Origin of the sequence: Pontivivens marinum, from assembly GCF_900231835.1 — a bacterium.
GTDB classification, from domain to species: domain Bacteria; phylum Pseudomonadota; class Alphaproteobacteria; order Rhodobacterales; family Rhodobacteraceae; genus Pontivivens; species Pontivivens marinum.
Genome location: NZ_OCTN01000012.1, coordinates 51,496 through 71,582 on the forward strand (window position 1 = coordinate 51,496; position 20,087 = coordinate 71,582).

At 58.0% G+C, this 20,087-nt stretch carries 19 protein-coding genes and 1 tRNA gene; 12 read left to right on the top strand and 8 right to left on the bottom strand.

Annotated features, from left to right (window positions below):
- Window positions 1-27: 27 nt before the first annotated feature.
- Window positions 28-294 carry an acyl carrier protein gene (locus CR254_RS17015; RefSeq protein ID WP_097932138.1) on the top strand — a complete coding sequence of 89 codons (267 nt, stop codon included), beginning with the start codon at window positions 28-30 and terminating at the stop codon, window positions 292-294.
- 1 nt (window position 295) lies between these two features.
- Window positions 296-1,504, top strand: a complete 1,209-nt coding sequence (locus CR254_RS17020; RefSeq protein ID WP_097932140.1) for a beta-ketoacyl-[acyl-carrier-protein] synthase family protein — start codon at window positions 296-298, stop codon at window positions 1,502-1,504.
- Window positions 1,505-1,543: 39 nt separating this feature from the next.
- Here the strand turns inward: CR254_RS17020 and CR254_RS17025 are convergent, their stop codons facing one another.
- Window positions 1,544-2,146, bottom strand: a complete 603-nt coding sequence (locus tag CR254_RS17025; protein ID WP_097932141.1) for an invasion associated locus B family protein — start codon at window positions 2,144-2,146, stop codon at window positions 1,544-1,546.
- 377 nt (window positions 2,147-2,523) lie between these two features.
- Between CR254_RS17025 and CR254_RS17030 the strand changes: the two genes are divergently transcribed.
- On the top strand, window positions 2,524-4,080 hold the full coding sequence (locus CR254_RS17030; protein WP_097932143.1) for a helicase HerA-like domain-containing protein: 1,557 nt from the start codon (window positions 2,524-2,526) through the stop codon (window positions 4,078-4,080).
- Window positions 4,081-4,092: 12 nt separating this feature from the next.
- Here the strand turns inward: CR254_RS17030 and CR254_RS17035 are convergent, their stop codons facing one another.
- Window positions 4,093-5,394, bottom strand: coding sequence for an HlyC/CorC family transporter (locus CR254_RS17035; RefSeq protein ID WP_097932145.1), 1,302 nt, complete (start codon window positions 5,392-5,394; stop codon window positions 4,093-4,095).
- Window positions 5,395-5,478: 84 nt separating this feature from the next.
- Here CR254_RS17035 and CR254_RS17040 point away from each other — a divergent pair, with 84 nt between their 5' ends.
- Window positions 5,479-6,264 carry a metallophosphoesterase family protein gene (locus CR254_RS17040; protein ID WP_097932146.1) on the top strand — a complete coding sequence of 262 codons (786 nt, stop codon included), beginning with the start codon at window positions 5,479-5,481 and terminating at the stop codon, window positions 6,262-6,264.
- Between the two features lie 3 nt (window positions 6,265-6,267).
- Here the strand turns inward: CR254_RS17040 and CR254_RS17045 are convergent, their stop codons facing one another.
- The gene (locus CR254_RS17045) at window positions 6,268-7,488 is read right to left on the bottom strand and encodes a bifunctional alpha/beta hydrolase/OsmC family protein (protein ID WP_097932198.1); all 1,221 of its coding nucleotides are present in this window, start codon (window positions 7,486-7,488) and stop codon (window positions 6,268-6,270) included.
- Between the two features lie 87 nt (window positions 7,489-7,575).
- On the opposite strand from CR254_RS17045, the gene CR254_RS17050 reads away from it, so the two are divergent.
- The 3 genes from CR254_RS17050 to CR254_RS17060 all read left to right on the top strand — a co-directional run bounded on the left by CR254_RS17050 (window position 7,576) and on the right by CR254_RS17060 (window position 9,604).
- Window positions 7,576-8,478: an endonuclease/exonuclease/phosphatase family protein gene (locus tag CR254_RS17050; protein ID WP_097932148.1), complete on the top strand. Its 903-nt coding sequence runs from the start codon at window positions 7,576-7,578 to the stop codon at window positions 8,476-8,478.
- A gap of 72 nt (window positions 8,479-8,550) precedes the next feature.
- Window positions 8,551-8,736, top strand: coding sequence for a hypothetical protein (locus tag CR254_RS18110; protein WP_180956058.1), 186 nt, complete (start codon window positions 8,551-8,553; stop codon window positions 8,734-8,736).
- Between the two features lie 37 nt (window positions 8,737-8,773).
- Window positions 8,774-9,604 carry a heme-dependent oxidative N-demethylase family protein gene (locus tag CR254_RS17060; RefSeq protein WP_245851721.1) on the top strand — a complete coding sequence of 277 codons (831 nt, stop codon included), beginning with the start codon at window positions 8,774-8,776 and terminating at the stop codon, window positions 9,602-9,604.
- Window positions 9,605-9,654: 50 nt separating this feature from the next.
- Here the strand turns inward: CR254_RS17060 and glnA are convergent, their stop codons facing one another.
- A complete protein-coding gene (gene glnA, locus CR254_RS17065; RefSeq protein ID WP_097932152.1) occupies window positions 9,655-11,064 on the bottom strand; it encodes a type I glutamate--ammonia ligase in 1,410 nt (469 codons plus the stop codon).
- Window positions 11,065-11,112: 48 nt separating this feature from the next.
- Entirely contained in the window at window positions 11,113-11,451 is a 339-nt protein-coding gene (locus tag CR254_RS17070) for a P-II family nitrogen regulator (protein WP_097932153.1), read from the bottom strand.
- Between the two features lie 550 nt (window positions 11,452-12,001).
- Between CR254_RS17070 and CR254_RS17075 the strand changes: the two genes are divergently transcribed.
- Both CR254_RS17075 and tig read left to right on the top strand, forming a co-directional pair.
- Window positions 12,002-12,086 (top strand) — tRNA-Leu (locus CR254_RS17075).
- A 56-nt stretch (window positions 12,087-12,142) separates the two neighbouring features.
- Window positions 12,143-13,474, top strand: coding sequence for a trigger factor (gene tig, locus CR254_RS17080; RefSeq protein ID WP_097932155.1), 1,332 nt, complete (start codon window positions 12,143-12,145; stop codon window positions 13,472-13,474).
- Between the two features lie 59 nt (window positions 13,475-13,533).
- Here the strand turns inward: tig and CR254_RS17085 are convergent, their stop codons facing one another.
- The 3 genes from CR254_RS17085 to CR254_RS17095 all read right to left on the bottom strand — a co-directional run bounded on the left by CR254_RS17085 (window position 13,534) and on the right by CR254_RS17095 (window position 17,242).
- Entirely contained in the window at window positions 13,534-14,631 is a 1,098-nt protein-coding gene (locus CR254_RS17085) for a Hint domain-containing protein (protein ID WP_145996773.1), read from the bottom strand.
- A gap of 185 nt (window positions 14,632-14,816) precedes the next feature.
- A complete protein-coding gene (locus CR254_RS17090; RefSeq protein ID WP_097932159.1) occupies window positions 14,817-16,475 on the bottom strand; it encodes a flavin monoamine oxidase family protein in 1,659 nt (552 codons plus the stop codon).
- Complete coding sequence (locus CR254_RS17095; protein WP_097932161.1) at window positions 16,472-17,242, bottom strand: carbon-nitrogen hydrolase family protein; 771 nt, start codon at window positions 17,240-17,242, stop codon at window positions 16,472-16,474. Before CR254_RS17095 ends, CR254_RS17090 begins: the two co-directional genes overlap by 4 nt.
- A 252-nt stretch (window positions 17,243-17,494) precedes the next feature.
- Here CR254_RS17095 and CR254_RS17100 point away from each other — a divergent pair, with 252 nt between their 5' ends.
- The 3 genes from CR254_RS17100 to CR254_RS17110 all read left to right on the top strand — a co-directional run bounded on the left by CR254_RS17100 (window position 17,495) and on the right by CR254_RS17110 (window position 20,087).
- On the top strand, window positions 17,495-18,115 hold the full coding sequence (locus tag CR254_RS17100) for an ATP-dependent Clp protease proteolytic subunit (protein ID WP_097932163.1): 621 nt from the start codon (window positions 17,495-17,497) through the stop codon (window positions 18,113-18,115).
- Window positions 18,116-18,258: 143 nt separating this feature from the next.
- Window positions 18,259-19,524, top strand: coding sequence for an ATP-dependent Clp protease ATP-binding subunit ClpX (gene clpX, locus CR254_RS17105; protein ID WP_097932165.1), 1,266 nt, complete (start codon window positions 18,259-18,261; stop codon window positions 19,522-19,524).
- A 182-nt stretch (window positions 19,525-19,706) separates the two neighbouring features.
- Window positions 19,707-20,087, top strand: a complete 381-nt coding sequence (locus CR254_RS17110) for an NADH:ubiquinone oxidoreductase subunit NDUFA12 (protein WP_097932167.1) — start codon at window positions 19,707-19,709, stop codon at window positions 20,085-20,087.

Sequence of the window (20,087 nt, forward strand, 5' to 3'; positions counted from 1 at the left end):
GCCGAAGCGACGAATGAGGGCCTACCGATGTCGGATGATGTTACTGAAAAGATGCGCGCGATTATCGCAGAGCAGGCCGTGCTAGACCCGTCCGAGGTTAGCATGGACGCAACGCTGGACGATCTGGGCATTGATAGCCTGGGTCTGGTTGAGGCGGTTTTCGCGATCGAAGAAGAATTCGACGTGCAGGTCCCGTTTAACGCGAATGATCCCGCGGATTCCCAGTTCGATATTTCCAATGTGCAAAGCATGGTCAATGCGGTGAAGCAGCTCGTCGCGGCGAAGCCGGACTGAGATGCGACGCGTCGTAATCACAGGGCAGGGCGCGATTAACGCGCTGGGGCACACCGCAACAGAAACCTGCACCGCAATGCGTGAGGGACGGCAGGGCATCGGCCAGCTGGAATTCCGCGACGTATCCCGCCTGTCGATCCAGATCGGCGGGCAGGTGCGGGGGCATGATGCCTCAAGCCTGTTTAGCCGCCAGCAATTGTCGCTCTACGATCCGAACACCCAGTTCGCTCTGATCGCGGCGGCTGAGGCGATGCAGCAATCGGGCCTACAGGTTAGCGACGAACTGGCACCGCGTGCCGGCGTTATCATGGGCAATTCCGGTGGTGGCCTACAGACCATCGATGAAAATTACCGGACGGTTTATGAGGAGGGGAAAAACAGGGTCCACCCCTTCGTTATTCCGCGCCTGATGAACAGTGCAGCTGCCTCGCATATTTCGATGACCTATGGGCTAAAGGGACCGACCTTTACGGTTTCTACGGCCTGCGCATCATCCAACCACGCGATGGGGCAGGCGTTTGAGACGATCCTGCTTGGCAATGCCGATGTGATGCTGACCGGAGGCTCCGAGTCCATGCTGGTCTTTGGCGGGATCAAGGCGTGGGAAGGTCTGCGTGTGATGTCCAAGGATGCCTGCCGACCGTTCTCGAAAAACCGCAACGGTATGGTACAGGGGGAGGGGGCAGCGGTTTTTGTCTTCGAGGAATACGAGCATGCCCGCGCCCGTGGTGCCGAGATTTTGGCCGAGGTTGTCGGTTTTGCCATGACCTCCGATGCGTCCGATATCGTTATGCCCAGTCGTGAGGGCGCGGCGCGCGCTATGCAGGGTGCGCTACGTTCCGCCAGCGCGAATGCAGACGAAGTTGGCTATATAAACGCGCATGGCACGGGGACGGCGGCGAATGACCGTTCGGAATGTGCGGCCGTGCGTGAGGTATTTGGCGATCATGCGGATAACCTGATGATCTCCGCGACGAAATCGATGCATGGCCACCTGATTGGCGGGACCGGCGCGGTTGAACTGCTGGCTTGCATCATGGCCCTGCGTGAGGGCGTGATTGCACCAACCATCGGTTATGAGGATCCGGATCCCGATTGCGATCTGGATGTTGTTCCGAACGAGGCACGCGACGCGGATGTCTCGCTGGTGATGACCAATGCGTTTGCCTTTGGAGGGTTGAACGCTGTGCTTGCCTTGCGGCGCATCTAGAAAGGAAAAGGGGCGCACGCGGCGCCCCTGATCTACATTTTACTGTAGTGCGTTATAGGCTGCCGTAAATCCGGCGAGGCTGATCGTCAGCGTGATCGGATTTTCCTGCACGTTGATCGCCGCCACGGTCAGGGTCAGGTTGTTACCTGCCTTCATCGAGTCGATTTGACCCTGATTCAGACCGAAGCGCGATACGCAGCCACTTTCCACACAAAAGCTGTACTGGAACTGCTGCGCGCGGCCATTATCGACGCGGAACACCACGCCCTCTGGCAGAATCACACCCAGTGGGAACACGGCAGTCACACCTGCAACTGCGTTCGAGCCGCTGGCCAGCTTGATGATTGTGAATTCCGCAGCGGGGCGGCCCAGATCGTTATTGGCGACCTGAAACAGGATGCACTCCTCGGTCTCGCCGACGCAGCGCAGCTCCCAATCATTGAACTGGTTCGTCACGGTGTCAGGTACGGCACCGGTCCGTTCAACTGATGCAGTCGGGGACACTGTTGGCTCAGGCTCGGGTGCAGGGGCGGGGGCCGCTGGAGCAGGTGCGGAAAAGCCAGTGGTTGGGCCGCTTTGCGCGTATAGGCCTGTGCCCAGTGAACATAGCAGAGCGGTAATTGCGATGGCGCGGAATGTCATGTCAGACCCCGTTATTCGTTCAGACCAATAGTAAAGACAAATACCCAGATGTGTGCGGGCATATCGTGCAGCAAAGAGGTGTCAGGTCCGGCCTTCACTGTCAACGTGATGCCGGTATATCAGCGCGGATGCCGTCCAAATGGGGTATTAAACTGAAAAGAGGCGCCCCGATGAGCGCCTCTCTCCGTCCCGCTTTTTGCGGAATTATCCCTGTCAGACCCGGACGAACCATTGTCTTGAACGAACGCTACGTAATGAAATTCGCTCCGTCAATAGCCACGTAACAAGAATGTGACAGCATGGCATGGAACACTTTCACAGTGGCACGACGGGGGGACATCTGTAATCTGCATCCAAAGCATAACGCAGGAGACGTGATGACCGACAGTATCTTTACCGGCGGCGGGGGCGTGGCACAGGATGAGGCGCAAGAACTCAAGCTGAAATATGCCAACCGCCATGGCTTGATTGCGGGTGCCACCGGAACAGGTAAGACGGTTACTTTGCAAATTCTGGCAGAGGGCTTTTCCGCCGCTGGCGTTCCTGTGTTCCTGTCCGATGTGAAGGGTGATCTGGCGGGGCTATCCCAACCCGGTTCTGAAACGGCGCCACTACATCCCAAACTGGTGGAGCGGGCGGCGAAAATCGGGCTCGAATCCTATAGCTACACCGCCTTTCCCGTCACATTCTGGGACATGTTCGGTGAAAAGGGGCATCCCGTTCGCACAACCGTGGCCGAGATGGGGCCGCTACTCTTGGCTCGCTTGCTGGAGTTGAGTGAGGCACAGGAGGGCGTTTTAAACATCGCCTTTCGCGTCGCGGACGAACAGGGATTGGCGCTGCTGGATCTCAAGGATTTGCAGGCTCTGCTGGTTTGGGTCGGTGAAAACGGCTCCGAACTTAGCCTGCGCTACGGCAACGTTTCGCGCGCTTCGGTCGGGGCCATTCAGCGTCGATTGTTGGTTCTGGAAAATCAGGGCGGCGCAAATTTGTTCGGTGAACCTGCGCTGGCGCTAGAGGATATGATCGCGCTGGATACGGATGGGCGGGGGCGGATCAACGTGCTGGCCGCCGACCGCTTGATGCAGTCGCCGGGCCTATACGCGACATTCCTGCTATGGCTGCTGAGCGAGCTGTTCGAGCAATTGCCCGAGGTGGGCGATCCCGAAAAGCCCCGCTTCGTGTTCTTCTTTGATGAGGCACACCTGCTATTCGACGACGCACCTGATGCGCTGATTGATAAGGTGGAGCAGGTCGCCCGCCTGATCCGGTCCAAGGGGGTCGGCGTTTGGTTCGTAACGCAAAACCCTGACGATATACCTGCGGATATTCTGGGGCAGTTGGGCAACCGCGTTCAACATGCCTTGCGCGCCTATACGCCACGGGATCAAAAGGGCCTGCGCGCGGCGGCCGAGACATTCCGCCCGAACCCCCGCTTTGATACCGAGGACGCAATCCGAGATGTCGGAATTGGCGAGGCCGTAACTAGCTACCTGCAAAAGAAGGGCGTGCCCGGAATTGCCGAACGTACCCTGATCCGCCCGCCTGCATCGCGCATGGGCACGATTACGGATGCGGAGCGGGCGGCGACTATGGCCGGATCAACGCTTGGTGCGAAATACGATACGCCGCTGGATCGTGAGAGCGCCTTTGAGATCCTACGCAAGCGTGCAGAAACCGCAGCGGTTGAGGAGGAGCCGGAGGAAGCCCCCATTCGTGATCGCAGCTATCGGGGCAGCAACAGCGCGCCCACCAGTCGTGAATATAATAGTGGGCGGCGCTACAGTCCGGGAAATGCAAAGGTTCGCACGACACGGTCCCGCTCTGATTCCGTGGCCACGACATTCGGCAAATCACTGGCGCGCCAGCTTGGGACACAGATGGGGCGGCAAATTACACGTGGTATTATGGGTGGGCTGTTCAGGGGGCGTTAAGCCCCCTCGCGATCATTCCAACGGACGGATGCGCAATTTGTGCAGGCGATTACGCTCCCGCTCCACCACCTCGATCCGGAAGCCGTCAAAGGAGAAGACCTGTCCGGTCGTTGGAATCGTCTGTGCCTCATGAATGACGAGGCCGGCAATCGTGTTTGCCTCATCATCGGCCAGTGACCAGTCGGTTGCGCGATTCAGGTCGCGGATGGTCATCGTGCCCTCAACCAGAACGGAGCCGTCGGCGAACCGTTCGATTCCCTCAACCTCTACATCCGTCTCGTCAGTAATATCGCCGACGATTTCCTCTAGGATGTCCTCTAGCGTGACCAATCCCTGCAACGCGCCATATTCGTCCACCACCAGCGCGAAGTGGCTGTGACGATGCAAGAAGGCGCGCATCTGATCGTCCAGCGTGGTGGCGTCGGGCACGAACCACGGCTCCATCACGACATCCATGACGTTAAAGGTGGACAGCTCGGACAGGCCGCCAGTGGTGCCGCGGATCAATTTGTCCACGGCGCGCAGCAGGTCCTTGGCATGGATGACGCCGACGATGTTCTCGGGCTCGTCCTTGAAGACCGGAATACGGGTGTGTGGGGAGCGCAGGCAGGTGGTCAGGATTTCCTCGGGCGGCATATCGGCGTCCAGCATTTCGATATTGCGGCGATGGATCATCACCTCCTCAACCGTGCGCAGCTTCAGGTCCAGCGCGGCGAGCAGGCGATCACGATCATCCTTTTCCACGGACCCCTCGGAGGCATGCAGGGTAATCGCCTCGGCGATCTCCTCATGCGCCATGATCAGGGCCTCCGGATCAGTCGGCACGCCAAACATGCGCAGGGTGACGCGCACGATGAAGCGCACGAAATAGACGACAGGCGCCAGTACCTTAACGATCATCGCGATGGGCAGGGCCACCACAGCGGCCATCCGCTCGGGATTGATAATCGCATAGGTCTTTGGCAGCACCTCGGCAAAGATCAGGACCAGTCCGGTCATCACCAAGGTTGCCGCCGCAACGCCATTATCGCCCAGCAGCGTAGTGAACAGCGCCGTCGCCAGCGAGGTCGCCAGAATATTGGCGAGGTTATTGCCCAGCAGAATACCGCCGATCAAACGCTCGGGGTCTTCCTTTAGCTGCAAGGCGCGGTTTGACCCCTCACCATCCATGCCGTGCAACTTCGCGCGATTGGCGGCGGTCAGCGCAGTTTCGGAACCGGAGAAGAAGGCCGAGAACACCAATAGCAACAAAATCGCCAAGGCGGGCAGCCAGATGGCGGTATCAGTGATGCTCAAATCCGTGACTTCTTGCATTGCGAAATCTCCCAAACGTGACTGGCCTGTGCGTGCCATCTTCTTATGCTGCGTCCCGAGGTGCACGACAAGCGGGAGCGGCAGATGCGGGTTGTTGATTGGGGCGAGTTTGCAGGCCCGTTAATTGTTTTCGGCGGCGTGCATTCCAATCGCCACGCGCTGGACGCGTTGGTGGCATTGCCCGAAGCCAAGGTTTGCACAGGCGATATCGTCGCCTATTGCGCGCAGCCAGCCGCCTGTGTCGATCTGATGCGATCCGAAAATATTCCAACCATTGCAGGTAATTGCGAAAGCCAGTTGGCCGAAAATGCGCTGGATTGCGGGTGCGGGTTCGAGGATGGAACCGCATGTGATCTGATGTCCGCGCGGTGGTACGCCCACGCAAATGCGGTGTTGAATGCGGAGCAACGCGGCTGGATGGGAACTTTGCCCGACTGGGCGGTTTTAACACATGCTGGGCGGCGCTGGTTGTTGGTTCACGGCGCGCCCTCTGCCCAGAATCGATTTATCTGGAGCATGACCGATTTACAGGGTGAAATCGCGGTGGCCGAGGCGCAGGTCGGTCCGGTTGATGGCATCCTCGCGGGCCATTCCGGAATTCCGTTCGTGCGCGAATACGGGCGGCACATCTGGGTGAATACCGGAGCGATCGGGATGCCCGCACATGATGGTCGTCCCGATACCAGCTATGCGCGCTTGGACGGCCAGCAGATCACAATTGAGCGGTTGAGCTATGATCATGAGGGTGCCCGCGCCATGATGGTCGCGGCGGGGCTGGTGCAGGGCTATCACAACACTCTGCGCAGTGGTTGGTGGCCCAGCGAGGATATCCTGCCTGATACCCTGCGCGCACAGCCCCGCGTGGCCTAAGGCCTACGTCGCCAATTCGGTCGTGACGTAGGCGCCGGCCTCCAACGTGCGATGGACGGGGCATTTATCCGCGATCTCCAGCAGTTTTGCCCGTTGTTCCGCCGTTAGATCACCATCCAGACGCACGATCCGGCGCAAATGGTCGATGCGGCCATCAGTCTGGGTGCAGGTTTCGCAATCCGAGGCGTGAACCTTGTCATGGGTCACATCAACGGAGACATGGTCCAGCGCCAGCCCCTTGCGTCGGGCATACATCCGCACGGTCATCGCGGTACACGCGCCCAAACCTGCGCTGAGCAGTTGATAGGGCGTCATACCCAGATCAGATCCGCCATAGCTGAGCGGTTCATCGGCCAGAATATGGTGGCGCGGACCGGCGCTGACATCCTGCAAGAACCCCTGCGGGTTGGCCTCCGACACGCGCACGATCCCCTCGGGCGCGCCGATTGGTTTCGCGGGTGGGGTCAGGTCAATATAGCGACCGACCCAACTGGCGATAACCTCGGCTGCATATTCGGCATCCTTGGCGCGGGTCAGCAGGTGGTCCGCCTTATCCAGCGTTACGAAGCTTTTAGGGTGTTTCGCCGCAACCCACAGGTCCGATGCATTGTCGATACCAACCACGGTATCACCGGGGGCATGCAGGATCAGCAGGGCGCGCTTCAGGCGGCCTACAGCATCGGACAGGCGTGCGGCCTTTACGTCCTCCAGGAAGGCCCGCTTAATCGTGAAGGGCCGACCGCCAAGGTCAACCTTGGCATGGCCACGCTCCTCAATCTCCGCGATGCTTGCGCCGAAATTGGCGGTGACGTGATGCGGATCGGCGGGCGCGCCAATCGTGGCAACGGCCTTTACGCTGTCAATATCGGGGGAGGCAGCCAGAACCGCAGCACCGCCCAGCGAGTGGCCGATCATCAATTCCGGTGCCATGCCCATACCGGCCAAATGCGCGGCGGCCAGACGCAAATCTTCTACATTCGAGCTGAAATGCGTGTTCTCAAACTCACCACCCGAATGGCCAAGGCCGGTAAAGTCAAAACGCAGCACCGCGATGCCAGCCTGCGACAACCGGCCCGCAATGCGTCGTGCCGCCGGAATATCCTTTGAGCAGGTAAAGCAGTGCGCAAAAATCGCAGTCGCCAGATGCGGCCCCTCGGGTAGATCAAGTCGTGCGGCCAGAATCTCGCCAGAGTGGCCTTCAAAGGTGAGTTTCTCGGATTTCATCGCGCTCTCGTACATTGCCGTTTCGTTGGATAGTATCTAGTCACGGGGGTGGTCTGAATGACAGGCCATGTCACGCGAAGGTGAAATATGCGGATCAGAGGCGTACTTTTTTGGCTCTGTACCCTCACGATTTCAGCCGCTGTTTTCGTTGGTTTCGCGGGCCAGTTTCACCCTATCGGCGATAGCTTTGCGGCGTTTCGCCTGCATTTTGGTGCTGCCGCTGTGCTGTTCTGGGCATGGGCCGCGTTTAGCGGGCGCCTCTGGGCGGAGAGGGTTGGTGGCGTGACGGCATGCGTCGCACTAGGCTCAATCCTATGGGTGGCAATCTGGCCGCGCGCACAGGAACCGCAAGATGGCATCACTGTTTTTCAGCATAACATGTTGTTTAGAAATGAAACCATTGATGCCGTTGTCGCGCAGGTGGCGCAGCTAAACGCAGATGTCGTCCTGTTGCAGGAGGTTCTGCCCGAACATCGGGTGCATCTAGAGCAGATCGAAACCTACTCAACCATTCAGCACTGTGATCGATATGCCGTGATGAACAATGTAATCCTCAGCAAATGGCCCGCCTTGCAGGTCGGCTGTCACAACCGCGCAAGCTGGGCGCAGATTTCCACACCCGTTGGGCCTGTAACATTTGTATCGTTGCATCTGCCGTGGCCGTGGCCCGCCTCGCAAGCATTGGCCGTTGATCGGTTGATCCCCGTGCTCAGCGCATTGCCGCAGCCTGTCGTATTAGGCGGGGATTACAACGCCGCCCCGTGGAGCAACGCGGTATCCCAGTTGGCGAGCGTCGCGGATGTCGTTTCAGTGCCGGGGCTGCGCTTAACATTTGCCGATCCACGATTTTGGCCCGGTCTCCCCATCGACCATATCCATATGCCACGGGGTTGGGTTGGTGCGGCTCACCTGACCGGTCGCGCAGGCTCGGACCATCGTGGAACCTTTGCGACGATCGGTCCCCTACCAGAACCGGTAGGTATCCGGTGATCGTTAAATATTCGTTGTCAGATAGTCGGAATGCGGTACGCTGAAGGACGGTAACGCAGTATAGGATTGATTTTGGACAGGATTTCGCGCCCGACGACACCAATTGTTCCAACCCACTTGCCTGCAGAAGATAAGCTGCGTGCAGATATTGTGGAATTGCAACGGCGCGCAGTGCGATTCGGCTGTCCAGCAACAGCGCAGGCACTGGGCCTGGCGGTTGAGATGTTCGGCGTTGAGGTGGACGCAGAGGATCAGTAATCCTGTCGCCATTCGCATCTGAGATACGGTTCGCGCCATGGCATTGATCCTCGACAAACCAGCCTTAACGCCATGGATGCGCCCGCACACGCGCCGCAATCCCGGTGTTCAGCCGCTAAACCCTACAGATTGGTTGCAACGTGATGCCTGTTTCGCGGATCAAATGGCGCTGCGTGATGATCTGATCGCAACCCGGCGTGATGCTGTTTTCGGGGCAGGGGACGATGACCGTGCCGCGCGTGAGGTGCTTGCCATGGTGTGCCACTCAACGAATGCGGTGGGTGAGAATGACCATATCCAGCGCGCGGATAATGTGCGCGTTGCCATCGTGGATCATCCGCTTATCACCGCTGGCCGCTTGGTGCAGGAGGATTTGCTGATCCTCCAGCGGCGGGGCGAGGCGTGGGTGCTGACGGATGGCGTGTTGTGCTTTCCGTCGCATTGGACCTTATCTGAGAAACTGGGACGCTCTCTGATCGATATTCATGGCCCCGTGCCATTCTATGCTGGTGATCTGGAACGTCGCGTGCATCGCCTATTCGATGCAATCCGTGTTGAGCAGCCCCTATGGCGCGCAAATTGGCTGATCTATCCCGATGCCACGCTGCATTACCCTCGCCGTGAATATGAGGTGAAGCATGTGGACTGGACCGGCGATCTGTTCGTGCGGGTTGAGCGGCAAAGCCTGCTGAAGCTACCTGAAACAGGTGCTGTGGTGTTCAGTATCAAAGCGGATATTTGCCCGCTGCTCAGCCTGAACACACAGCAACGCTCCGGTTTGCTGGACGCCCTTGATGCCCTGCCGCGGGTGGAGCGTGATTATAAGGGTGGTGACATCGTTCGGGCGCGTATTCACGCCAGCCTCTAACGGAAAAGGGCGCCCCGTGGGACGCCCTCTCCAAATCAGTTTTGAACCGATTAGCAGGAGTAGTACATCTTGTACTCGACTGGGTGTGGAGTGTGCTCGTAGGCGTAAACCTCTTCCCACTTCAGATCACAATATGCGTCGATCTGATCCTTGCTGAACACGCCGCCAGCAGTCAGGAACTCGTAATCGGCCTGCAATTCGTCCAGTGCCTCACGCAAGCTTGCGCAAACTGTTGGGATCTCGGCCAGCTCCTCTGGGGGCAGGTCGTAAAGATCCTTGTCGTTTGCTTCGCCGGGGTGAATCTTGTTCGCGATACCGTCGAGGCCAGCCATCAACAGTGCTGCGAAGCACAGGTACGGGTTGGCGGATGGATCGGGGAAACGTGCCTCGACGCGCTTTGCCTTGGGGCTTTCTGTCCAAGGGATACGTACACAACCCGACCGGTTGGATGCGGAATAGGCGCGCAGAACGGGTGCCTCGAATCCGGGGATCAAACGCTTGTAGGAGTTTGTGGACGGGTTCGTGAACGCGTTCAGTGCCTTGGCGTGCTTCAGGATACCACCGATGAAGTAGATGGCTTCCATCGACAGGTCAGCATACTGGTCGCCGGCAAATAGTGGCTTGCCATCTTTCCAGATCGACATGTTTACGTGCATGCCGGTGCCGTTGTCGCCGGCCATTGGCTTCGGCATGAATGTTGCCGACTTGCCGTAGGCGTCAGCCACGTTGTGGATGACGTACTTGTATTTCTGAAGGTTGTCGGCCTGCTTGGTCAGCGAGTCGAAGATCATGCCCAGCTCGTGCTGGTTCGATGCAACCTCGTGGTGGTGCTTGTCGACCTTGATGCCCATACGCTTCATGGTGGACAGCATTTCCGAGCGCAGATCCTGAGCAGGATCAACCGGGTTCACAGGGAAGTAGCCGCCCTTGATGCCCGGACGGTGGCCTGTATTGCCCATCTCGTACGCGGTGTCTGTGTTCCATGCGCCGTCAACTGCGTCGACTTCGAAGGACACCTTGTTCATCGCGGTGGAGTAACGCACATCGTCAAAGATGAAGAACTCAGCCTCGGGGCCGCAATAGAACACGTCGCCCATGCCGGAGGATTTCAGATATGCCTCTGCACGCTCGGCTGTGCCGCGTGGGTCACGGTCGTAGATTTCGCCTGTGTCAGGCTCAACAACGGTACAGTGAACGCAGATCGTTTTCTCGGCATAGAACGGGTCGAGATATGCGGAGTTCGCATCGACCATCAGTTTCATGTCGGAGTTGTTGATCGCCTTCCAGCCTGCAATGGAGGAGCCGTCGAACATGAAGCCTTCCTCAAGGAAGTCCTCGTCAACCAGATCGCTTACCACGGTAACGTGCTGCAACTTGCCGCGGGGGTCGGTGAAGCGGACGTCTACATAAGCAACGTCTTCATCCTTGATCATCTTTACGAGATCGGAGTTTGCACTCATCTGTTTTCCTCTCTGGGTATCGTCTTGGGGAGTAAGTTGGGGCAGGATTTACAACGCGTCCGCGCCTTCTTCACCTGTCCGAATGCGAATGGCGTGGGATACGTCCATCACAAAAATCTTGCCGTCACCGATTTTACCGGTTTTTGCGGCGGATACGATTGCCTCGATCGCGGGTTCAACCAGAGCGTCGTCAATCACGACCTCGATTTTAACCTTGGGCAGGAAATCCACGACATATTCGGCGCCGCGGTAAAGCTCGGTGTGGCCCTTCTGGCGACCGAAACCTTTGGCCTCAATCACGGAGAGGCCCTGAATGCCAACCTCCTGAAGCGCTTCCTTCACCTCATCGAGTTTGAAGGGCTTAATGATCGCCTCAATCTTCTTCATGGCCGGAGTTCCTCTGCGACGGTTCATTGGTAGCTTACCAAACATCAGGCGTTCGGCTTTTCAATCCTGTGCCATTTGATGCGGATGGTCCATCTGTCGAATCCGCGTATTATGCACAAAATTTGTGCAATGTGCACTTTATCCGTGCGATTTGAGAAGCGCGCGCCAGCGGAAATTGCCACTAGCGTCGGGTGAGGATGCGCTTTTACAAACCATGGCAATCATTCCTTCGTAAAACAGTCATTATCGTGCCGGCCGACAGGCGCTGCGTAGAATCAATTGGCTGCTTGATCGGTGTTAGGCGGCAATTGGCGGCGCTGCGCGACCGACCCGCTATATAATAGGCGCTGCTACACGCGATCTGTCGCCCCGTACTAGGGGTGTGGTCAGCGGTAGGGGGCGAAATCAGGATGTTTGTGGGTCCTCAGCGTAATTTCCTTGGTGATAAACGCGCTTTCAGGCAATTGCCCCTAGCGTCCCCCCGAACGCTCTGCTATCCGATGCCGGATTTCGCGGGGCAAAGTCACCCAGCGGATTACGACGGCCTGATGCGGGCGTGGTGGAATTGGTAGACACGCCAGATTTAGGTTCTGGTGCCGCAAGGCGTGGGGGTTCGAGTCCCTTCGCCCGCACCATTCAGGCCGACGTAACGAGATTGACGCCCTTTAGGGCATAGACTGAGGTGAGACGAATGCAGGTCAACGAGACCCTGAACGAAGGCCTGAAGCGGGGCTACGAGATCACAATGACCGCCAGTGAACTGGCTGCCAAGGTGGACGAGAAGCTCGACGCAGCACGTCCTGAGGTCCAGATGAAGGGCTTCCGCAAGGGCAAGGTGCCTAAGGCTCTGCTGAAAAAGCAGTTCGGTAAGTCTGTCCTGGGTGAGGCAATGCAGGAAGGTATCGATGATTCGCTGAAGGCGCATTTCGAAACCACTGGCGACCGTCCGGCCATGCAGCCAAACGTCACCATGAAGAATGATGACTGGAAAGAGGGCGACGATGTTGTCGTCGACGTTTCCTACGAGAAACTGCCTGAGATCCCCGAGCTGGATTTCGCGACCCTGACAGTTGAAAAACTGACAACCGAGGTTGAGGACGAAGCGGTTACCGAGGCGCTCGATAACCTTGCAGCGACTGCTCAAAACTTTGAGAAGCGCCGCAAGGGTTCCAAGGCGAAGGACGGCGATCAGCTGACCATCGACTTCCTCGGAAAAGTTGACGGCGAAGCCTTTGAGGGCGGCGCTGCTGAGGACTTCCCCCTGACGCTCGGCTCCGGCCAGTTCATCCCCGGCTTCGAAGAGCAGCTGGTTGGTGTGAAGGAAGGCGAAGAAGTCGCTGTTGAGGTTACGTTCCCTGAGGAATATCAGGCCGCAAACCTCGCTGGTAAGGCTGCTGTGTTCGACGTAACCGTCAAGGCTGTTTCCGAGCCGAAGCCCGCTGAAGTGAACGACGAACTGGCCGTTAAGTACGGCGCAGAAGACCTCGAAGCACTCAAGGGTCAATTGCGTGAGCGTCTGGCCGCTGAATATGCCAATGCTGCCCGCACCGTGACCAAGCGGAACCTGCTGGACGCGCTGGACGGCGCTGTTTCCTTCGACCTGCCGCCAAGCATGGTTGAGGCTGAAGCAAGCCAGATCGCACATCAGCTGTGGCACGAGGAAAACCCTGATGTTCAGGGCCACGATCACGAGAAGATCGAGCCAACTGACGAGCACAACGCATTGGCAACCCGCCGCGTTCGCCTCGGCCTGTTGCTTGCCGAAGTAGGCCAGAAGCAGGAAATCCAGGTTACTGACCAGGAATTGCAGCAGGCGGTCTTCCGTCAGGCGCAGCAGTATCCGGGTCAGGAGAAGGCATTCTTCGACTTCATCCAGTCCAACCAGCAGGCGTTGCAGCAAATCCGCGCACCTCTGTTTGAGGACAAGGTTGTCGATTACATCCTTGAGTTGGCTAAGATCGAGGAGAAGACTGTCTCCAAGGAAGATCTGCAAAAGGCGATCGAGGAAATGGACGAGGAGTGATCCTCAACCATATCGGTTCAGAATGGGGCGTCCTGCGGGGCGCCCTTTTTCATTTATGGCTAGGCGGCCCTGTGGGCTGAGCCACCATTGCCCTGACGGCCACGCATTAGGGCAATAGCCTCGTGACTGCGCGTCGTGGGCCGATAGGCGGGGAAGGGCTGTAACAGCGCGTCACCATGTGGGGCGTTGGGGAATAGCTCGTCGAGCTCGCTCAGAATGTTGTGGTCTAGTATACGCTGACTATGGGCGGCTGGACGAAAACTCTCACTCGGCAGGCCTGCGCTCCAAATAATTTCGTGTTGATCAAACATGATGTGTACATAGACGATCCCATCGCGCCCGATGGGGCGCGTGCTAATCCCGGATTGCCCGACCAACTGGCGCGCAGGGATCAGTACAGCATCGCATCCAAGGATTGTTTGGCAACAGGGATCATCAAAGAGTAACCGATGCGCGGGTGATACCTCGATCCTTTGTGACGGCCGGTTGGGTCCAAGGCAGCCAGCGGCCAGTCGAACGGGCATGAGGTGCTGTGACGTAATGCCTGCGCGAATGTGTTGCCGTCCAACCCATCGCACACAAACCGGTCCATTATCCCGCGTAATAACCAGATCACCGGGGGCCAGAGATTCGACATTTATGGAGCCTGTGGGCGTCAGGATCGGCGTTCCCGCGACGAAGCAGATAACGCCAGCATCCGGATCGGATGCCTGAATCTCGGTGAGGTCCAGCTCCCCATCACCGCCATCGGCCAAATCGCCGCCCTGTTCCACGACAAAGGTGCCGGAGCCGCCATCCTCCTCCGCCTCGGTGTTTTCACTGCTGAAGCCCGTCAGGGACATGATGTAGTTGGGGCCGTTATACATCCCCAATACGATGTAACTGTCGCCAGCAGCGGTGTTTGAGTAGGCGTTAGGCGTTGCGAAGGTTGAGCTGCCGTTTATCTTGGTGCCTAGTACCAGCGTACCGCTGCCATTATCGACTGCGGTGTAGATGTCGAACTGATCACCGTTTTGAACCTGCGCGTCGTTGCCGACAGTACGTACCAGAAAGAACCTGTCGGTTGTGGTGCCAAGCGGGTTGATGCCGTTCACGGTTAGGGTGTTGGTGTAGGTGGGTGGCGGATTGGAAAAAACCGAAGTTGCTATATGTAGCAAGCTGATCCCCTGAGAGGAGAAACTGTTCACCTGCCATATCCATGTCCGCGCCGCCCACCGATGGGTGAGCGGTTGCCCTTTATCCGAGTTGCCCGCAGGCGAAAACTGCGTATTCGCATGTTTTCACACAGGGGTTAATGGGGTCTTTAGCTGTTATCCTACTCTAATTTAGGGGATTTAGATAGCTATTCGCCCAATTCAACCGGTCCAAGCTGCGCCCAGCAATCACCGGGCCCCGGATTGGTTGGCGCGGTCGTTCCGCCGAGGTGATGCATCACTCCCCAAACAGCGTTCAGGGCGGTGGACACGGCCCCCTCAACCCAACCGGGGGTCCAGCTCACATCATCACCGGCGAGGAAGATGCCCCTTTCCGTCGGTGAGTGATTCTGCTGCATGAAATGTGCGTACATACGGTGGTTGTAGCGGTAATGCCCCGGCAGAGCGCCCTTGAACGCGCCAAGGAAATTGGGGTCGGCCTCCCAGCTTACCGTGATTGGGTCGCCGAGAATGTGGCTGCGAATATCGACATCGGGATAGATTTTTTCCAATGCACCTAGAGCAAGCTCCACTCGTTTTTCTGGCGAAAGGGGCAGCATTTTTAGCGCATCGGTCATCCACGCATAGCTAAGGCACATAACGCCGGGGCGGCCCTCACCCTGATCCAGCAGATAGGTTCCGCGCGTCAGGCGATCGGTCAGGGTCATCGACATGACCTCGCGCCCATCCGCGTCGCGATCCCGCCAGAAGGCACGGTCGGTCATGACAAAGGTTTTGGAGCTTTGCATATAACGGGTGCGATCCAGGGCCATCCACAGCTTAGGGGAAAACAGCTCCTCCTGAGTGTCGATGGATGTGGTCATGAGCCAGCTTTGACAGGTGACGATCATCGCCTCGAACGTTTGGGTGCTGCCCCAAATGTCCGTAACCGATAGGTTGCCCAAATCATCGCGGAAGATACGTGCAGCCCCCGCACGCGGTGCGCCATTGTGCAGCGATTTCAGCGTGGTGCCGTGCGGCCAGTGGACCGGATTGACGGGAGCGTGATCGAACAACCCCTGCGGCACCTGTGCGGCGCCGCCTGCGATCATGTGTTGATCCTCGTCCAGCTCTGTCAGATTGACCCGCAGGATTTCCAGCATGGAGTTCGGAAAGTCGCTGTCCCAGCCACCGGTGCCGAATCCGACTTGGCCGAAAACCTCGCGGTGGTGAAAGCTGAGTTTCTGGAAGGCATCAGAGGATACGATGAAATCGTAGAATGTGCGTTCGTCCCATGCGGCGACGAGGGGATCCCAGATTTCCTTGATCCGCGTGACATCGCGCGCGGCGATTGCTGCCTTGAGGTCAGAGAATTTCGCGCCCTCCTCAAGCGCAGAATCATATGCCTCCGCGACCTCACGGTACAGATCGGGCAGATCGTCGAGGGTTTCGGCGTAATGCCGTCTGCCCTCAATCTCGATCACGGTGGAGCCTGCTGCGGGTGTCAGGGGGTTAGGGAAGGGGCGCGTGCTCAGGCCCAGCTTGTTGATGTAGTGGTAAAACCCGCGCGACGATTTGGGAAACCGCATCCCGCCAAGTTCAGCGACGATATCGGTCTGTCCGGTAAAGGGTTGCGAGCGTAGTCGCCCGCCGATTTGTCCCGGCTCGTAGATCACGGGGTGCAGCCCCATGCGCATCAATTCATAGGCCGCGGTGATTCCCGCCATGCCGCCGCCGATCACGGCAACCTTCGCGCCGTGCATCTGCGGTGGGACTGAGCCTAACCCCGCAGGGTGGCCCAGCCATTTATCGTATGAAAAGGGGAAGTCAGGTCCAAAGGCGGTAACGTCTTGGGTCGTAGGGCTCATCCATAGAGCTCCGTTCGGGTCTGGGAGAGATAGTCGAGATCGGCGCGGACCCGCGTCACGTCGTCTCGCTCGATATCGGCGAGCACCAATCCCGTCGCGTCACCTGCGCGGGCCAGATCCTCACCATCGGGGCCTACGATACAGCTTAAACCGCAATAGTCGAATGTCCCGTCAGGGCCGGTGAAGTTTGCATAGGCAATCGCCACGCCGTTTTCCTGCGCGCGGGCAGGGACCAGTCGCGTCGCAACGCCGGTATAGGGAACCATGTTTGCCGTGGGGACCAGCAACAGTTCCGCGCCGCGTCGCGCCAATGTGCGGGCTGTTTCGGGGAACTCGATGTCGAAACAGATCGCCAGCGCGCACTGTAATCCGCCAAATTCGAACACGTTGGATAATGCGTCACCCGCTGTGAACAGGTCGCGATCCATGTCGCCATAAAGATGCGTTTTGCGATAGGAGGAGACGAGGCTGCCGGTCGCGTCAAAAAACGCGACGGTGTTGTAGCCGCCCAGTTCCGGCCCGCCGACCAGAATCGATATCCCGTGCTTTACCGCGATTTCGGCGGCCTTTGCCCATAGCCCGTCATCTAATGCGCATTCACGCTCACGTATTGCCTCACGCCCAACAGCATAGCCGCTGAGATACATTTCTGGCGCTATTAGCAATGTTGCACCGCAGGCGACAGCCTCGGCCGCGGCGTCGGATAGGCGGTTCAGCGCACGCCATGGCGTGATTGTAGGGGGGGCCTGCATAAGGGCGATACGCATAATGTTCCTTTCCGCCGCGTCGTGCGGCACTGCGTTATAAGATGGCGCAAATTGAGCAAATGCCCAGAGCTATAACGGATAGCGCGCTGCTCATTGGCTGAAATAGTGGCTTATAGATAGCATTAAGGACGCGTCGTGTTGATCATCGTGTCCGAGCTGCCCTTGCAGACCCTTCGGCCCGACATTACACCTTACAGAACTTTCCCCAATACAGGGCTGCGATCCGCGCAGTCGAAGGAAGAGGCACAGGCCATGAATGATCCGATCGAAACCTACATGAACCTCGTGCCTATGGTCGTGGAGCAGTCGGCGCGCGGCGAACGTGCGTTCGACATCTTTTCCCGACTGCTCAAGGAACGGATCGTTTTCGTAAACGGTCCGGTCCATGATGGCATGGCATCGCTAGTGGTGGCGCAGCTGCTCTGGCTTGAGGCGGAAAACCCTAAAACCGAGATCCAGATGTATATCAACTCGCCCGGTGGCGTGGTGACATCCGGCCTCTCGATCTATGACACGATGCAGTATATCAAGCCTAAGGTATCGACCCTATGTGTTGGTCAGGCTGCGTCCATGGGGTCACTGCTGCTGACCGCAGGGGCCAAGGACATGCGCTTCTCGCTGCCTAACAGCCAAATCATGGTTCACCAGCCATCCGGCGGTTATCAGGGGCAGGCGACGGACATCATGATCCACGCCCGCAACACCGAGAAGCTGAAAAAGCGCCTCAACGAAATCTATGTCGAACATACCGGACAGGATTACGATGTGGTTGAGCAGGCGCTGGAGCGTGACAACTTCATGATGCCCGAGGATGCAAAAGAGTGGGGCCTGATCGATAAGGTTCTTAAGCCACGCGGACACGATGCGGAGTAATCCGTCGTCACAGTGCGGCACCTAAATGTGACAGGCGTTGCGGGAATCAGTCCCGCGCGCCTTGTCATTTCGGAACTGTAGGGTTCCAATGTACGGACCACCGGCCCCTTTCGTCAGGGTCAGTCCGGTGAGAGGAGAATGCGATGAGCAAATCAAGCGGCGAATCGAAGAACACCCTCTATTGCTCCTTCTGCGGAAAGAGCCAGCATGAGGTCCGCAAACTGATCGCGGGGCCAACGGTTTTCATCTGTGATGAATGCGTCGGCTTGTGCACGGACATTATTCGTGAAGAAACAAAATCCGGATTGGTCAAATCCTCGGATGGCGTACCCACGCCGCAGGAAATTTGTCAGGTTCTGGATGATTACGTTATCGGGCAGGAGCAGGCCAAGCGCGTGCTCTCCGTTGCGGTTCACAACCATTACAAACGACTGGATCACGCGTCGAAAAACTCCGACGTTGAACTGGCGAAATCCAACATCATGCTGATCGGTCCGACCGGTTGCGGTAAAACGCTGCTTGCGCAGACGCTTGCCCGCATTCTGGACGTGCCGTTCACGATGGCCGATGCGACTACGTTGACCGAGGCAGGATATGTGGGTGAGGATGTTGAGAACATCATCCTCAAGCTGCTGCAATCCGCCGAGTACAATGTTGAGCGTGCGCAGCGCGGCATCGTCTATATCGATGAGGTTGATAAGATCAGTCGTAAGTCCGACAATCCATCCATCACGCGCGATGTATCGGGTGAGGGCGTGCAGCAGGCGCTGTTGAAGATTATGGAGGGCACCGTGGCCTCCGTACCGCCACAGGGCGGGCGCAAGCATCCTCAGCAGGAATTCCTGCAAGTGGACACGACAAACATCCTGTTCATCTGTGGCGGCGCCTTTGCGGGCCTCGACAAGATCATCGCGCAACGCGGTCGTGGCTCTGCCATGGGCTTCGGTGCGGATGTGCGTGACAAGGACGAGAAGGGCATCGGCGACCTGTTTATGGAGCTGGAGCCTGAGGACCTGCTGAAATTCGGGCTGATTCCCGAATTTGTTGGCCGTCTGCCAGTTATCGCAACCTTGCGCGATCTGGACGAGGACGCTCTGGTCACGATCCTGTCCGAGCCGAAGAATGCACTGGTCAAGCAATACCAGCGCCTGTTCGAGATGGAGAGCGCGAAGCTGACCTTCACGGATGAGGCCCTGAAATCCATCGCCCAAAAGGCGATTGAGCGTAAGACCGGCGCACGTGGCCTGCGTTCGATCCTTGAGGCGGTCCTGCTGGACACGATGTTCGACCTTCCCGCACTTGAGGGTGTCGAGGAAGTCGTCGTGAAGCCGGACGCGATTGAGGGTGTGGGCAAGCCGATCTACGTCTATTCGGACAAGGAAGCGGCGGAACCTGCAACCGCAGGATAAACCACGCCTTGCGATCTATTCCTAACGGCCCTGATGAAAATCAGGGCCGTTATCAGTTGTACGGGGATAGGCGCAAATTTCCCATCAGTAGGGCAGGTTGTGATCGGTTTCAGATGCCTCACCACTGGACCTCTGCGCGCAAATGCGTACATATGCTGACAACGACCCAGCGGAGCGACACCATGAACTTCATCCTGCGCCTTCTGACCTGGTGGGACACATCCACCATCGGCACCCAAATCTTCACCGCCCGTCATGGGGAAAAAGTGGGAGAGGATGCTCAGGGCAACGTCTTTTACCAAAAGGATGGCGGCAAACGGCGCTGGGTGATCTATAACGGTGATATGGAGGCGTCCCGCGTTTCCCCTGAATGGCATGGCTGGCTGCATCACACATGGCAGAAGCCCCCGACCGAGGCACCATTGCCCCGCAAGGCGTGGGAAAAGCCGCATCAGGAAAACCTGACCGGCTCTGCGCTCGCCTATCGCCCACCAGGTTCGATTCTGTCGCCAGGACACGCACCACGTGCGCGCGGCGACTATGAGGCATGGAGCCCAGAATAA

Bases quoted from the DNA above. Each gene is read 5' to 3' on its own strand.
- CR254_RS17040 (WP_097932146.1), top strand. From the start codon at position 5,479: ATGCGGGTTGTTGATTGGGGCGAGTTTGCAGGCCCGTTAATTGTTTTC.
- CR254_RS17100 (WP_097932163.1), top strand. From the start codon at position 17,495: ATGAATGATCCGATCGAAACCTACATGAACCTCGTGCCTATGGTCGTG.
- CR254_RS17060 (WP_245851721.1), top strand. From the start codon at position 8,774: ATGGCATTGATCCTCGACAAACCAGCCTTAACGCCATGGATGCGCCCG.
- CR254_RS17045 (WP_097932198.1), bottom strand. From the start codon at position 7,488: ATGAAATCCGAGAAACTCACCTTTGAAGGCCACTCTGGCGAGATTCTG.
- CR254_RS17090 (WP_097932159.1), bottom strand. From the start codon at position 16,475: ATGAGCCCTACGACCCAAGACGTTACCGCCTTTGGACCTGACTTCCCC.
- CR254_RS17070 (WP_097932153.1), bottom strand. From the start codon at position 11,451: ATGAAGAAGATTGAGGCGATCATTAAGCCCTTCAAACTCGATGAGGTG.
- CR254_RS17030 (WP_097932143.1), top strand. From the start codon at position 2,524: ATGACCGACAGTATCTTTACCGGCGGCGGGGGCGTGGCACAGGATGAG.
- CR254_RS17015 (WP_097932138.1), top strand. From the start codon at position 28: ATGTCGGATGATGTTACTGAAAAGATGCGCGCGATTATCGCAGAGCAG.
- glnA (WP_097932152.1), bottom strand. From the start codon at position 11,064: ATGAGTGCAAACTCCGATCTCGTAAAGATGATCAAGGATGAAGACGTT.
- CR254_RS17095 (WP_097932161.1), bottom strand. From the start codon at position 17,242: ATGCGTATCGCCCTTATGCAGGCCCCCCCTACAATCACGCCATGGCGT.
- CR254_RS17110 (WP_097932167.1), top strand. From the start codon at position 19,707: ATGAACTTCATCCTGCGCCTTCTGACCTGGTGGGACACATCCACCATC.
- CR254_RS17025 (WP_097932141.1), bottom strand. From the start codon at position 2,146: ATGACATTCCGCGCCATCGCAATTACCGCTCTGCTATGTTCACTGGGC.
- CR254_RS17050 (WP_097932148.1), top strand. From the start codon at position 7,576: ATGCGGATCAGAGGCGTACTTTTTTGGCTCTGTACCCTCACGATTTCA.
- tig (WP_097932155.1), top strand. From the start codon at position 12,143: ATGCAGGTCAACGAGACCCTGAACGAAGGCCTGAAGCGGGGCTACGAG.
- clpX (WP_097932165.1), top strand. From the start codon at position 18,259: ATGAGCAAATCAAGCGGCGAATCGAAGAACACCCTCTATTGCTCCTTC.
- CR254_RS17020 (WP_097932140.1), top strand. From the start codon at position 296: ATGCGACGCGTCGTAATCACAGGGCAGGGCGCGATTAACGCGCTGGGG.
- CR254_RS17035 (WP_097932145.1), bottom strand. From the start codon at position 5,394: ATGCAAGAAGTCACGGATTTGAGCATCACTGATACCGCCATCTGGCTG.